The following is an 11,944-nucleotide window of genomic DNA, read 5'->3' on the forward strand; positions in this document are numbered from 1 at the left end:
GCTGAAAATGTCGCGCGCCTTATAGGGGGGGCAGGGGGCGATGTCACCACCCCCTTTGCCGCACCCGGCCGCCGCGCTAGGAAAGGGCATGGCACGCGGGCGCGAAACCGATCTCTATCACCCTGTGAAATCCTGGCTCGAGGGGCTGGGCTACGAGGTGAAGGCCGAGATCGGGCCGGCCGACGTGGTGGCCCTGCGCAAGGGCGCCGAGCCGGTCGTGGTCGAGCTCAAGACCGGCTTCTCCCTCACGCTCCTGCAACAGGCCGTGGCCCGCCAGTCGGTGAGCGATTGGGTCTACGTCGCCGTCCCGCGTTGGACGGGCCGGGCGGGCTACCGCGCGTTCAAGGGCAACGTGGGGCTATGCAAGCGCCTGGGGCTCGGGGTTCTGTCGGTGCGCGCGGAGGACGGTTTCGTGCAGGTGCATGCCGACCCGTCCGAGTTCCGGCCCCGCAAGTCCAAGGTGCGGCGCGACCGGCTTCTGTCCGAGTTCGCCCGGCGCTCGGGTGATCCCAACACCGGGGGCAGCCGGGGGCAGGTGATGACCGCCTACAAGCAGGACTGCGCGCGCATCGCCGCGCACCTTGCTGCGCACGGGCCGTCGAAGGGCGCCGTCATCGCGAAAGCCACTGGGGTCGAGAGGGCCACCCGGATCATGTATCACAACCACCTGGGCTGGTTCGCCCGGGTGGACACCGGGCTTTACGATCTCACGGAAAAGGGGCGCGCCGAGCACGCCCCCTGATCCGCTTGCGGGTTCAGTTCACGATCATCGCCTTGGCGTTGACGAATTCCTTCATCCCGAAGCCGCCGTGTTCGCGCCCGTAGCCCGAGTCCTTCACACCGCCGAACGGCATGTTGGGCGTGGCCACGTTGAACCCGTTGATGAAGACCATGCCGGTGTCGAAATGGTCGCGGGCCAGCTTCAGCGCGCGTTCGCTGTCCTTCGAGAAGATGCCGCCACCCAGGCCGAACCGGCTGTCGTTGGCCAGCCGCATCGCGTCCTCGTCGTCCTTGGCGCGGATGACGCTCGCGACCGGGCCGAAAAGCTCCTCGTCATAGGCCGGCTGTCCGGGTTGGACGTTGGTGAGCACCGTGGCGGGGTAGAAGAAGCCCGTCCGGTCGGGCACCGCGCCGCCGCATTCGAGCGTCGCGCCCCGGTCGATCGAACGCGTCACCTGTTCGTGCAGGTCGTCGCGCAGGTCCTCGCGCGCCATCGGGCCCAGCTTCGTGTCCTTGTCGCGCGGATCGCCCATCGCGAGCGCCGACATCGCCTCGACATAGGCGGACACGAACTGGTCGTAGACCGCGTCGACCACGATGAACCGCTTCGCGTTCACGCAGGTCTGGCCGTTGTTGTAGATGCGGCCGACCACGCAGGTCTTGACCGCAAGGTCGATGTCCGCGTCCTCGAGCACGAGGTAGGCGTCGTTGGAGCCAAGCTCCATCACCGACTTCTTCAGCTCCTCGCCGGCGATCGACGCGATCTTGGCGCCCGACGCGGCCGAGCCGGTCAGGGTCACGCCGCGCACGTGGCGGTGGCGGATGACCTCGTTCGACGTGTCGTGGTCGATGACCAGGACGGTGAAGAGATCCTTGGGCAGGCCCGCCTTTTCAAGCACGTCGCGCAGGAAGAGACCGGAGCCGGTGCAGTTGGAGGCATGTTTCAAGAGCACGCCGTTGCCCGCCATCAGGTTCGCGATCGTATAGCGGATCGCCTGGTAGGCGGGGAAGTTCCACGGTTGGATGCCGTAGATCACGCCCTGCGGGGCGTATGTGATGACGCCCTTCTGGGCATTGGGCACGTCACGCGTTTCGTCTGCCAGTTCCGTGGGCCCGTTCGCCGCGGTCCAGTCGCAGATCGCCGCGCAGAGCTCCACCTCGGAGTGGCCGTCCTTCACGAGCTTGCCGGTCTCCTGCGTCATGAGGGCCGCGAAGTCGTCGGCGTTGTCGCGCAGCGCCTTGCCGATCTTCGCGATGACTTCGGCCCGGTCCTCGAGGCTCTTGGTGCTCCAGTCGAGGAACGCCGCGTGGCAGCGCTCGATCGCGCTCATCGCCTCGTCGCGCGTCATCAGATCGTAGGTTTCGATGGGGGTTTCGGTGGCCGGGTCGATGGTGGTGATCCGGCCGTTGCTGGCCGCGTCCTTCACACGATGTTCCTTTCGTTGTTCCGTCGGGCGAACGAAAGGGGCCGCGCCCTGTTCCGGGCGCGGCCTTCACGAAATATGGAGTGGTGGCGTCAGGCGACGTTCTGCAGTTGGACGCGCGGCGTGACGCCGAGCGCGTGGACCACGTCACGCGTGATGTCGGTCTTGTTGAGCGTGTAGAAATGCAGGGCCTCGACACCGCCTTCCATCAGCTCGGTGCAAAGCTCGCAGGCATAGGACACCGACAGCAGCCGCTCGCGCCCGTCGCGTTCGGCCCGCGCGAAGGCCTGGTCGAGCCAGCCGGGCACCGGGGTGCCGCAGGAGGCGGCGAATTTCTTCACGCCCGCCCACGACTGGATCGGCAGGATGCCGGGGATGATCGGGGCGTCGATCCCGGCCTTTTCGCACTTGTCGCGGAAGCGGAAGAACGTCTCGGCCTCGAAGAAGAACTGGGTGATCGCGCTGGTCGCGCCCGCGTCGATCTTGCGCTTGAGCCAGTCCACGTCCGACATGTCCGAGGTCGCCTCGGGATGCGGGTCGGGGTAGGCGCCCACGCGGATGTTCATGTCGCCGCGCGCCGCGATCGCCTCGATCAGCTCGACCGAGTTGGCGAAGCCGTCGGGATGCGGGGTGAAGCCCGATGCGCCCTTGGGCGGGTCGCCGCGCAGCGCCACGATCTCGGTCACGCCCGCCTGCGCGTAGGTGTCCACGATCTCCATCGTCTCCGCCCGCGTCGCGTTCACGCAGGTCAGGTGCGCGGCCACGTTGAGCCCGTAATTGCGGTGGATCGTGGTCACCACGTCGTGGGTCAGGTCGCGCGTCGTGCCGCCTGCGCCGTAGGTGACCGAGACGAAGCTCGGGTCCAGCGGGGCAAGGTCGCGGACCGTGTCGGACAGGCGAAAGGTCGCCTCGACGTTCTTGGGCGGGAAGAATTCGAAGGAAACGCGGGGCGGTTGCATGGTGGAATCATCCTCTTGGCTTGACCTTATGGGTAGTCCCTTGGCATTGGTGAGACAAATTCATAATACTCAGGAAGAATATGAGGATGATTCACAATGTATCTTGAGTTCCGCCACCTCCGCTCGATCCGTGCCATCCATGAGGCGGGCGGGTTGGCGCGGGCGGCCGATATCCTCAACATCACGCAGTCCGCGCTCAGCCACCAGATCAAGGGGCTCGAGGACCAGGTGGGAATGGAGCTCTTCCAGCGCCGATCCAAGCCCATGCGCCTGTCGCCGGCAGGCCTCAAGCTCCTGCGGTTGGCCGAGCGCATCCTGCCGGAGATCGCCGCGACCGAAGAGGAATTCCGCGCCATGCAATCGGGCCGCTCGGGCCGGATGCACATCGCGATCGAATGCCACGCCTGTTTCGACTGGTTGTTCCCGGTGCTGGACAGCTTCCGGGGCGCCTGGCCCGAGGTGGACGTGGACATCCGCCTGCGCCTGGCCTTCGACGCGATCGAGGCGCTCCGGCGCGAAGAGGTGGATTTCGTGATTTCCTCGGACCCGGTGGCGCTGCCCGGTGTGACCTTCACGCCGCTGTTCGACTACGAGCCGAAGTTCGTCTGCGCGCGTGGCCACCGGCTGGCCGAGAACGACTGGATCGAGGCCGAGGATTTCGCCGACGAGATCGTGCTGCACTACCCGGTGGAGCGCGCCAAGCTCGACATCTTCACCCAGCTCCTGACGCCCGCGCGGGTGGAGCCGCGCGGCACAAGGCCGGTGGAGCTGACCGAGGTGATCCTGATGCTGGTCGCGGCGGGGCGGGGCGTGACGGTGCTGCCCGACTGGGTGCTGGGCAAGTACAAGTCGAACCCCGACTACGTCATCCGCCCGATCACCGAGGGCGGGCTCACCAAGCGGATGTACGCGGCCACGCGGGACGAGGACGTGGCCAAGCCCTACATCGCCCACATGATGCGCCTGTCGCGCACCGAGCCGGTGAAGCTGCAACGCGCCTGATCCTGCGAAACCTGCCATAAGCAGGCGCTTATTGGGCCACCCGTAAGCGCGGTGCCAATGTCCGTGGGGCGGGGAAGCGGTCATGTCCGGGTCACGGCACGACGCTGGGTCGGGCCGGCAACCCGAAAGGACATGACATGAAAAAGACGCTTCTCGCAGCCGCGCTGGCGCTCACCGCCATTCCCGCTTTCGCCTCGGACGACGCCATGAGCGCAGCCCCCGCCGACCTGGCCGCCGGCACGATGCTGGGCACCGACACCGCCGCGATCACCGAGGCGCTCACCGCGCTGGGCTACGACGTGCGCAAGGTGGGCTCGGACGACGGGATGCTCGAGGCCTATGTCGTGAAGGACCGCTACATGGCCGAAGTCTACATCAACCCCAAGACCGGCGAGATCGTGCGGGTCGGCGGCGATGACTGAGGTCGCCGCAACAGGGGCCGCGCAAACGCGGCCCCGACCCGCTCCCGTCGCGGTCTGGGACCCGCTGGTGCGCATCGTCCACTGGGGCGTCGCCGCCGCGATCCTGGCCAACGCCACCTTCATCGAGGATGAAAGCCTCGCCCACGAGGTGATCGGCTACACCGCCGTCGGTCTTGTCATCGTGCGCCTGTTGTGGGGGCTCGTGGGCACGCCGCACGCCCGCTTCTCGGCCTTCCCGCCGAACCCGGTCGCCGCCGTGCGCCATCTCGCCGGCCACCTGTCCGGGCGCCACCGCCGATACCTCAGCCACAACCCCGCCGGCGCCCTCATGGCCTACAACCTGTGGGCCACGATCCTGGGCATGGGGATCACCGGCTACATGATGACCACGCCCGCCTATTTCGGGATCGAATGGGTCGAGGAACTGCACGAGGGTCTCTTCGCCTGGCTCATGATCTCGGTCGTGCTGCACCTGGGCGGCGTGATCCTCGACAGCCTGGTCACCCGTGTGCCCTTGGTCGCCGCGATGATCCATGGCAAGAAGCCCGTGGAACAATCGGAGCGGACCCGTTGAACACGATGGCCAGGATGCTGAACAGGCGGCGGGCAGTGCTTCTGGCCGCCGTCATCGTGCTGCAATCCCTGACCGCCATGTTCTTCGTCGCCGACGTGGTGGCGGACCTCGCCCATGACGGGGCGCTCGAGGACCTGCACATGGGGCTCGAGGCGTTGGCCTCGATCGCGCTGGTGGGCGGCATCCTGTTCCTGATGATCGAACTGCGCCGGGTGCTCAGCCGCATGAGCATGCTCGAGACCGCGACACAGGCGGCGCGTGGCGAGATGGCCGAGGTGATCGACGGCTTCTTCGCCGACTGGGTGCTCACGCCCAGCGAACGCGACGTGGCGCTCCTGATGCTCAAAGGGATCGAGAACGACGAGATCGCGCGCCTGCGCGGCACCGCCTCGGGCACGGTGCGCGCCCAGTGCGCCGCCATCTTCCGCAAGGCCGGGGTGGAGGGGCGACCGCAGCTCTTCTCGGTCTTCATGGAGGAATTGCTCGCCGGGGACGGCGCCCCGTTGAAATGACCGCGCGTGACGCACAGGTTCGGCCCGCGTGACGACGCGGCGGACCGGGCGCCCAAAATCGGCCCGGCGAGGCTTGGCAAACAGGGCCGCGCGACGTATACGCCCGACCTGATCCAAAGGAGCCCCGGGACATGCAAGGCAGCGCCAATCTCAACATCATGATCAAGGCCGCGCGCAAGGCCGGACGGTCGCTGGTCAAGGACTTCCGGGAAGTCGAGAATCTCCAGGTCTCGATGAAGGGGGCCGGCGACTTCGTGAGCCGCGCCGACATCGCCGCCGAGGAGATCATCAAGACCGAGCTGATGGAAGCGCGCCCGAACTACGGCTGGCTGGCCGAAGAGGGCGGCGGGGAAGACGGCAACGACCCGACGCGCCGCTGGATCGTCGATCCGCTCGACGGCACCACCAACTTCCTGCACGGCCTGCCGCACTGGGCGATCTCCATCGCGCTCGAGCACAAGGGCGAAGTGGTCGCGGGCGTGATCTTCGACGCCGCCAAGGACGAGATGTTCATGGCCGAGAAGGGCGCCGGCGCCTGGATGAACGACATGCGCCTGCGCGTCTCCGGCCGTCACAAGATGATCGAGTCGATCTTCGCGACCGGCCTGCCGTTCGGCGGCCGCGCGGACCTGCCCGACACCCTCCAGGACCTCGCGCGCCTGATGCCCGCCTGCGCCGGTGTGCGCCGCTGGGGCGCGGCCGCGCTCGACATGGCCTACGTGGCCGCCGGGCGCTACGAGGGCTTCTGGGAGCGCCGCCTGAACGCCTGGGACATGGCCGCCGGCCTCGTCATCCTGCGCGAGGCGGGGGCGCTGGTCGAACCGATCGACCCGGCGGGCGACATCCTGTCGGACGGCGAGGTGCTTTGCGCCAACGAGGCGATTTTCGACAATTTCGCCAAAATCATCCGGAACTGAGACGCAATCGGGCGAAATTTCGCGCTTTTGGCGCGACCAAGCCCAATTTCCGCCGCAGTTAATCGCGATTGTGGCAGGGCATTTACCCAATAGGAGGTTCAATGCCGCTGCCAATTCGCACGATTCATCGCTTCAGCCGCGACGAGGACGGGGCGGTCACGGTCGACTGGGTCGCCCTGACCGCGGGAATCCTGCTTCTGGGCATGGTGACCGGCTTCACGGTCTCAAGCTCCGTGCCCACGCTCGCCAACAAGATGAGCTCGTTCCTGTCGAACACGAAGGTCGGCGACGAGTGATCCGGGCCGCGCTCAGCGCCGCCGCCGGACGCTGGGCACGTTCGTGCGCGTGAAGCGATAGGTGGCGTCCGGGTGGGGCGGGTGGCCATGCGTGCGCCGCCAGAACGCCGGTCCGCCCTCGCGCAGCCATTTCGGCAGAACCCACAGGAAACCGACGACGAACCCGCCGACATGGGCGAGGTAGGCGACTCCGCCACCGTCGAGCGGCGTCGCGGCCCCGTTGAAGACCTGCAGTGCGAACCACGCCCCCAGCATGATCCATGCGGGCAGGGGGAAGACCTTGAAGAAGATGATGAAGATGAACAGCACGTCCACGCGCGCCTTGGGAAAGAACAGCAGGTAGCCCCCCATCACCCCGGCGATCGCGCCCGACGCGCCGACCATCGGGATGCCGGAGGCGGGATTGGCCAGGATCTGCGCCGCCGCCGCGCCCAGCCCCGCGACCAGGTAGAAGAGCAGGAAGCCCCCGTGGCCCAGTTCGTCCTCGAGGTTGTCGCCGAAGATCCACAAAAACAGCATGTTGCCCAGGATGTGCATGAAGCCAGAGTGGATGAACATCGAGGTCGCCAGCGTCTCGAACCCGTAGCCGGCCATGATCCGTTCCGGCACCACGCCCCAGTAATAGAAGAACTCGGCCAGCGCGCGCTCGCCCAGCGACATCTGGCCCAGGAAGACCAGCACGTTGATCGCCACGAGCACGTAGGTGACGTAGGGCGTGCGCTCGGACGGGTTGTGATCGCGGATCGGGAACATGTGGGCCACAGGAGCCGATGCGGGCAGGGCCGTCAAGCGGCCCGGCCACGTCGGTTTCCCGTTTCCCTCGCCGCGCGTCGCTTGTAGTGTCCGCCGCGCTGGCCCGCGTGGTGGAATGGTAGACACAGGGGACTTAAAATCCCTAGGCAGGAATGCCGTGCCGGTTCGAGTCCGGCCGCGGGTACCAGCTATTTCGGACGTGACGCGGAACGACCCTGCGCCATGCCACGTTCCGGCTTCATGATACGGCCTCTCAAGCTCATGACGGCCACCCTCTTGCCGCTTCTGCTCGTCGCCTGCGACGAGATCCCGTCCGATCCCCTCGAGACCACCAGGAAGGTCGAGGAGGCGGGCGTCGTGAAGGTGGGCTTCGTCTCGGCCGAGGAGGACGTCGATCCCGCGCAGATGGAACGCTTCGCGGCCCGTGTCGCCGAGGCGCACGGGGTCGAGGTCGAGGCCACCGAGGGGGCCGCCGGGTCGCTTCTGCGCGCGCTCGAGAGCGAGAACCTCGACCTGGTCATCGGCGTCTTTCCCAAGGCCTCGCCGTGGGCCGAGCAAGCGGCCTTCACCAGCGCCTTCGCGACCGCCGAACCTGAGAAGGAGCTGCCGGTGCTGCGCGGGGCCGTCCATCTTGGCGAGAACCGCTGGCTGCTGTCCATCGAGCGCGCGATCGAAGGAGCATGACCGTGAAGCACGTGCCTGAAGAGATCCGCGATGACCTGCGCCGCGCGCGCAAGCTGGAATGGTGGACGCTCTTCTGGCAGTCGACCATCGTGGCGGTGATGTTCTTCGCGATGGGATCGAGCCAGGCGATGAAGTCGGCCTGGATCGAGGATTTCCTAGGGCTTCTGCCCGCCGCCACGTTCCTCATCGCACTGCGCTTCGAGCAGAAGAACCCGACGGAACGCTTCCCTTTCGGCTTCGCGCGTCTCGACAGTTTCGCCTTCCTGATCGCGGCCTCCGCGCTGCTCGCGATGGGCCTTTTCCTCGTCTACGATTCGTCGATGAAGCTCATCAACATGGAGCATCCGACGATCGGACCGGCGCCCTTCGTCGGGCCCGATCTCTGGATGGGCTGGGTGATGGTCGCCGTCCTTGCCTATTCTGTCGTGCCGCCGGTCATTCTTGGACGGATCAAGAAACCTTTGGCCGAGCGGCTCCAGGACAAGGTCCTTTTCACCGACGCGCTGATGCAGAAGGCCGACTGGATGACCGGGCTGGCCGGCGCCTTCGGCGTGATCGGCGTCGGCATGGGCTGGTGGTGGGCGGATTCGGTCGCCGCGCTCGTCATCTCGCTCGACATCATCAACGACGGGCGCAAGACCTTCGCCATCGCCACGGCAGAGCTGGTGGACGGCGTTCCGCGCAAGCTCGACACCAACGAAATGGCCGACGACGCGCGCGCGCTGGAAGATCACCTCAAGGACAGCTACGGGGCCGGTGAGGTGCGCTTGCGCGAAAGCGGGCGCTACATCTTCGCCGAGGTCGACAGGTTGAGCGGGACGCCCTCGATGGACGAACTGTGGCCGGGCAAGCCCGAGCGCAGCTGGCGGCTTGCCTCGGTCTGCGAAGTGAAACGCATCAGCAAGCCCGTGGCATGAGGGCCAGTACCCTCTATTGAGGCTTCACGGTGTGTCGCCACAACATCTTTGGTAATAATGCCGTGTCATCGGCTTGATTGCCCGAAAGCGCTCGGGCAAAAGCGATGGCAGGCGCAGCCTGTGCGGCCATGCACCCGGGTGGGGGTCGGCCAGCGCAACGATGGCTGACGCCAACACGGGGGCCGCGGCGACGATCGCCGGGGCGGGAAGCGAGGGAACGAACCGCATGATCCAGACCTGGCTGGGTGGTCGGCGCCGTCGGGGTGCCAGTCTTGAATTTGGCGTGGCCCGGCGCGCGCGCAACGCGGTCGCCGCGCTGAGCCTTGCCGTCGGCGCCACCGTCTTCTCCGCGCCCGCCGCGCAGGCCGCCCCGGTCTGCGACGTGGTCCGGGCCGAGGTGTTCCACAAGAGCTTTCACGCAGGCTCGTTCCCGAAGGGAACCTTCAACAACGACCAGGCCGGACTCGTGCTCGCCTGTGACCAGGTCTACACGATCACCCCGTCGCTCAGGCTCCTCGCGGGCTACGGCGCGATGACGTTCAGGAACAGTCACTACGACCGCTCCTTCGGCGCGGGCGTGGATTTCGAGCTTCAGTACCGGCCCGAGTTCCTGGGCAATTTCGGCGTCTTCCTGGGCGGCGATGCCGGGTTCATGACGGGATACCAGGGGCACGTGCCGCAAGCCTGGCTGTGGGGGCCGTTCCGCGCGGCCGGCATGATGCGCGTCGGCGCGCTGTGGGACATTCCCGATACCAACATTTCGGCGCACACCGCCTTCCGCTTCATCCCGAGCCCCTTCGGGGCGAGCTTCGGGACGGTGTCGGTCGGCATGACCTACCAGTTCGAAGCGGCCGAGATCACGCCGCTCGTCCGCCGTCCGCTGTTCTCGAGCAAGAGCGGGCCGATCCCGGCGAACATGGCGAACCGCTACGCCAACACGCGGTTCTGAGCCGTGCGCGCGCGACAGGGATCCGGCGAGGGACAGCGGGGCTGTCCACGTTCCCCATTGCATGGAACGGGCATCGGAAAGTCGGAACGGGTCCGTCAGTCGACGGCCGCACGCGTTGTGCGGGCTTGCGGGCGCCGGCTTGGCCGCGCGCTGACCGTCGCACTTGCGCTGGGCACCCTCGCGACCGCGCCGGGCGAGGCCCAGGCCGAGGAGCCGATCTTCTGCGACAGCTTCACGGTCGGCGTGTTCAACCAGAGCTTCCACTTCTTCAACAAGGGCAACCCGCAGTTCAACGAACAGCAGCACGGCCGCACCTTCGCCTGCCGCAACCTCTACGACATATCACCGTCTCTGAGACTGTCGGGCGGGTTCGGGGTCATGTCCTTCGTCAATTCCTTCGATGTCCCGTCCTTCAGCTTGGGGGTGGATTTCGAGCTTCAGTACCGGCCGGAATTCCTGGGCGACTTCGGTCTTCTGGCCGGCGTCGACCTGGGGTTCGTGCACGGCTACCAGGGCCAGACGCCCGGCGAACAACTCTACGGCCCGTTCCGGGCGGCGGGCATGCTGCGCGCGGGCGTGCTCTACGACCTGCCGGGCACGGACCTCACGGTGTCGGCGGCCGGGCGCTACATCCCGAACCCCGCGGGCTCTCATTTCGCGACGCTCTCGATGGCGGTGACCTACCGGCTGCCCGGTGCGAAATCCGAGCCGCTCTTTCCCCGGTCCCGATACGCGCGCCACGGGGACGGCGGTGGCATGTTCCTGAACCCGTTTTCGCAAGGCTCCTTCTGAGCGCGCGGCCTGCCGTGGCTTGCACCCGGGCTTGATCGCGGGTCTCATGGACGGGCGCGGTGCGTGCCGAGGGAGGACGCGGTGAAACCTGCACATGTCGAAACCATCGTGGCCATCGCCGACGCGGGGAGCCTGCGGGCGGCTGCCGAAGTGCTGGGCAAGACCCAGCCCGCGCTCACCAAGGCGCTCAAGCAGGCCGAGGACGACCTGGGGGCACGGATCTTCACGCGCGCGGCGCGCGGCGTGGAGCCGACCGAGATCGGTCGTGCGGTCATCGCGCGCGCCCGCGTCATCCAGACCGAGTTCCGCAAGCTCGACGAAGAGGTCCGCCAGATCCAGGGCGCGCGTTCGGGCAACCTCAACATCACCGTCTCGCCGCTGGCCGCCGTGCGCATCGTGCCGCGCGCGCTCGACCGGTTCCGCCGGCGCTTTCCGGGCGTGCAGGTGCAGATCGCGGGCGGTCATCCGCCCTCGACGATGGCCACGCTGCGGTCGGGCGACACCGACATCGTCATCGGCCCGGTGCCCGCTTTGGAGGATCGCGGGGGGCTCCAGGTGCGCAGCCTTTTCCTGTCGCCGATCTCGGTGATCACCGGCAGGCGATCGCGCCTGCGCGACAAGACGCGGCTCGCCGATCTGTGCGACGCGGAGTGGGTGATGATCGGACCGCGCAAGCGCGTCTTCGGCATCGGTCAGGATTTCCGGCGACTCGGGCTGGTCCCGCCCGAGCCCGTGACGACCTCGGATTCGATCACCAGCCTGCTCGCCATGATCGAGGGGAGCGACCGGTTGTGCTCGTTCCCGTCTTTCCTGCTGGACGAAATCGCCCCGCGCTGGCAGCTGGCGCGCCTGCCGCTCGAGGACGAGGTGACGCCGGTCGAAATCGGGCTGATGACGCGCTCGGACAGGCCCCTGACGCCCGCGGGACGCGCGTTCTGCGACGCGGTCACGATCCAGGCGGAGCGTCTGAAACTGCGCGACGCATAACCAATATTCATATCAGTGAAGATTTTTCTCTTACAG

General features: G+C 67.1%; 15 protein-coding genes and 1 tRNA gene. 13 read left to right on the top strand and 3 right to left on the bottom strand.

The window, feature by feature from the left end; translation table 11 throughout:
- The first annotated feature begins 88 nt into the window (after positions 1-88).
- The gene (locus GQE99_RS06740) at positions 89-742 is read left to right on the top strand and encodes a DUF2161 domain-containing phosphodiesterase (protein WP_161350844.1); all 654 of its coding nucleotides are present in this window, start codon (positions 89-91) and stop codon (positions 740-742) included.
- Positions 743-755: 13 nt separating this feature from the next.
- Here the strand turns inward: GQE99_RS06740 and GQE99_RS06745 are convergent, their stop codons facing one another.
- Both GQE99_RS06745 and metF read right to left on the bottom strand, forming a co-directional pair.
- Positions 756-2,147: an NAD-dependent succinate-semialdehyde dehydrogenase gene (locus tag GQE99_RS06745; protein ID WP_161350845.1), complete on the bottom strand. Its 1,392-nt coding sequence runs from the start codon at positions 2,145-2,147 to the stop codon at positions 756-758.
- Between the two features lie 89 nt (positions 2,148-2,236).
- Positions 2,237-3,103 carry a methylenetetrahydrofolate reductase [NAD(P)H] gene (gene metF / locus GQE99_RS06750; protein ID WP_161350846.1) on the bottom strand — a complete coding sequence of 289 codons (867 nt, stop codon included), beginning with the start codon at positions 3,101-3,103 and terminating at the stop codon, positions 2,237-2,239.
- A 96-nt stretch (positions 3,104-3,199) separates the two neighbouring features.
- Here metF and GQE99_RS06755 point away from each other — a divergent pair, with 96 nt between their 5' ends.
- From GQE99_RS06755 to GQE99_RS06780, 6 genes are all read left to right on the top strand, one after another.
- Positions 3,200-4,105, top strand: coding sequence for a LysR family transcriptional regulator (locus GQE99_RS06755; protein WP_161350847.1), 906 nt, complete (start codon positions 3,200-3,202; stop codon positions 4,103-4,105).
- Between the two features lie 137 nt (positions 4,106-4,242).
- A complete protein-coding gene (locus tag GQE99_RS06760) occupies positions 4,243-4,527 on the top strand; it encodes a PepSY domain-containing protein (protein WP_161350848.1) in 285 nt (94 codons plus the stop codon).
- Complete coding sequence (locus GQE99_RS06765) at positions 4,520-5,101, top strand: cytochrome b/b6 domain-containing protein (protein ID WP_161350849.1); 582 nt, start codon at positions 4,520-4,522, stop codon at positions 5,099-5,101. Before GQE99_RS06760 ends, GQE99_RS06765 begins: the two co-directional genes overlap by 8 nt.
- A 14-nt stretch (positions 5,102-5,115) precedes the next feature.
- Positions 5,116-5,613 carry a helix-turn-helix transcriptional regulator gene (locus GQE99_RS06770; protein ID WP_235917152.1) on the top strand — a complete coding sequence of 166 codons (498 nt, stop codon included), beginning with the start codon at positions 5,116-5,118 and terminating at the stop codon, positions 5,611-5,613.
- 131 nt (positions 5,614-5,744) lie between these two features.
- Positions 5,745-6,530 carry an inositol monophosphatase family protein gene (locus GQE99_RS06775; RefSeq protein WP_161350850.1) on the top strand — a complete coding sequence of 262 codons (786 nt, stop codon included), beginning with the start codon at positions 5,745-5,747 and terminating at the stop codon, positions 6,528-6,530.
- A 101-nt stretch (positions 6,531-6,631) separates the two neighbouring features.
- Positions 6,632-6,826 carry a Flp family type IVb pilin gene (locus GQE99_RS06780; RefSeq protein ID WP_161350851.1) on the top strand — a complete coding sequence of 65 codons (195 nt, stop codon included), beginning with the start codon at positions 6,632-6,634 and terminating at the stop codon, positions 6,824-6,826.
- A gap of 12 nt (positions 6,827-6,838) precedes the next feature.
- On the opposite strand, the gene GQE99_RS06785 is transcribed toward GQE99_RS06780, so the two are convergent.
- On the bottom strand, positions 6,839-7,579 hold the full coding sequence (locus GQE99_RS06785; protein WP_161350852.1) for a rhomboid family intramembrane serine protease: 741 nt from the start codon (positions 7,577-7,579) through the stop codon (positions 6,839-6,841).
- A 101-nt stretch (positions 7,580-7,680) separates the two neighbouring features.
- Between GQE99_RS06785 and GQE99_RS06790 the strand changes: the two genes are divergently transcribed.
- The 6 genes from GQE99_RS06790 (at position 7,681) to GQE99_RS06815 (ending at position 11,908) form a co-directional block, all read left to right on the top strand.
- Positions 7,681-7,766: transfer RNA gene (locus GQE99_RS06790), tRNA-Leu, on the top strand.
- Positions 7,767-7,840: 74 nt separating this feature from the next.
- Positions 7,841-8,263: a hypothetical protein gene (locus GQE99_RS06795; protein WP_161350853.1), complete on the top strand. Its 423-nt coding sequence runs from the start codon at positions 7,841-7,843 to the stop codon at positions 8,261-8,263.
- Positions 8,260-9,180: a cation diffusion facilitator family transporter gene (locus tag GQE99_RS06800; RefSeq protein ID WP_161350854.1), complete on the top strand. Its 921-nt coding sequence runs from the start codon at positions 8,260-8,262 to the stop codon at positions 9,178-9,180. The genes GQE99_RS06795 and GQE99_RS06800 overlap by 4 nt, the downstream gene beginning before the upstream one ends.
- A 160-nt stretch (positions 9,181-9,340) precedes the next feature.
- Positions 9,341-10,129 (top strand): hypothetical protein, encoded by a 789-nt coding sequence (locus GQE99_RS06805; RefSeq protein ID WP_161350855.1) that lies wholly within the window; start codon positions 9,341-9,343, stop codon positions 10,127-10,129.
- Between the two features lie 117 nt (positions 10,130-10,246).
- Entirely contained in the window at positions 10,247-10,921 is a 675-nt protein-coding gene (locus tag GQE99_RS06810) for a hypothetical protein (protein WP_161350856.1), read from the top strand.
- An 81-nt stretch (positions 10,922-11,002) separates the two neighbouring features.
- The gene (locus GQE99_RS06815; protein ID WP_161350857.1) at positions 11,003-11,908 is read left to right on the top strand and encodes a LysR family transcriptional regulator; all 906 of its coding nucleotides are present in this window, start codon (positions 11,003-11,005) and stop codon (positions 11,906-11,908) included.
- Positions 11,909-11,944 lie beyond the last annotated feature (36 nt).

Source organism: Maritimibacter harenae (genome assembly GCF_009882975.1).
Lineage (GTDB): Bacteria > Pseudomonadota > Alphaproteobacteria > Rhodobacterales > Rhodobacteraceae > Maritimibacter > Maritimibacter harenae.

Bases quoted from the DNA above. Each gene is read 5' to 3' on its own strand.
- GQE99_RS06740 (WP_161350844.1), top strand. From the start codon at position 89: ATGGCACGCGGGCGCGAAACCGATCTCTATCACCCTGTGAAATCCTGG.
- metF (WP_161350846.1), bottom strand. From the start codon at position 3,103: ATGCAACCGCCCCGCGTTTCCTTCGAATTCTTCCCGCCCAAGAACGTC.
- GQE99_RS06755 (WP_161350847.1), top strand. From the start codon at position 3,200: ATGTATCTTGAGTTCCGCCACCTCCGCTCGATCCGTGCCATCCATGAG.
- GQE99_RS06760 (WP_161350848.1), top strand. From the start codon at position 4,243: ATGAAAAAGACGCTTCTCGCAGCCGCGCTGGCGCTCACCGCCATTCCC.
- GQE99_RS06765 (WP_161350849.1), top strand. From the start codon at position 4,520: ATGACTGAGGTCGCCGCAACAGGGGCCGCGCAAACGCGGCCCCGACCC.
- GQE99_RS06770 (WP_235917152.1), top strand. From the start codon at position 5,116: ATGCTGAACAGGCGGCGGGCAGTGCTTCTGGCCGCCGTCATCGTGCTG.
- GQE99_RS06775 (WP_161350850.1), top strand. From the start codon at position 5,745: ATGCAAGGCAGCGCCAATCTCAACATCATGATCAAGGCCGCGCGCAAG.
- GQE99_RS06780 (WP_161350851.1), top strand. From the start codon at position 6,632: ATGCCGCTGCCAATTCGCACGATTCATCGCTTCAGCCGCGACGAGGAC.
- GQE99_RS06785 (WP_161350852.1), bottom strand. From the start codon at position 7,579: ATGTTCCCGATCCGCGATCACAACCCGTCCGAGCGCACGCCCTACGTC.
- GQE99_RS06795 (WP_161350853.1), top strand. From the start codon at position 7,841: ATGACGGCCACCCTCTTGCCGCTTCTGCTCGTCGCCTGCGACGAGATC.
- GQE99_RS06800 (WP_161350854.1), top strand. From the start codon at position 8,260: ATGACCGTGAAGCACGTGCCTGAAGAGATCCGCGATGACCTGCGCCGC.
- GQE99_RS06805 (WP_161350855.1), top strand. From the start codon at position 9,341: ATGGCTGACGCCAACACGGGGGCCGCGGCGACGATCGCCGGGGCGGGA.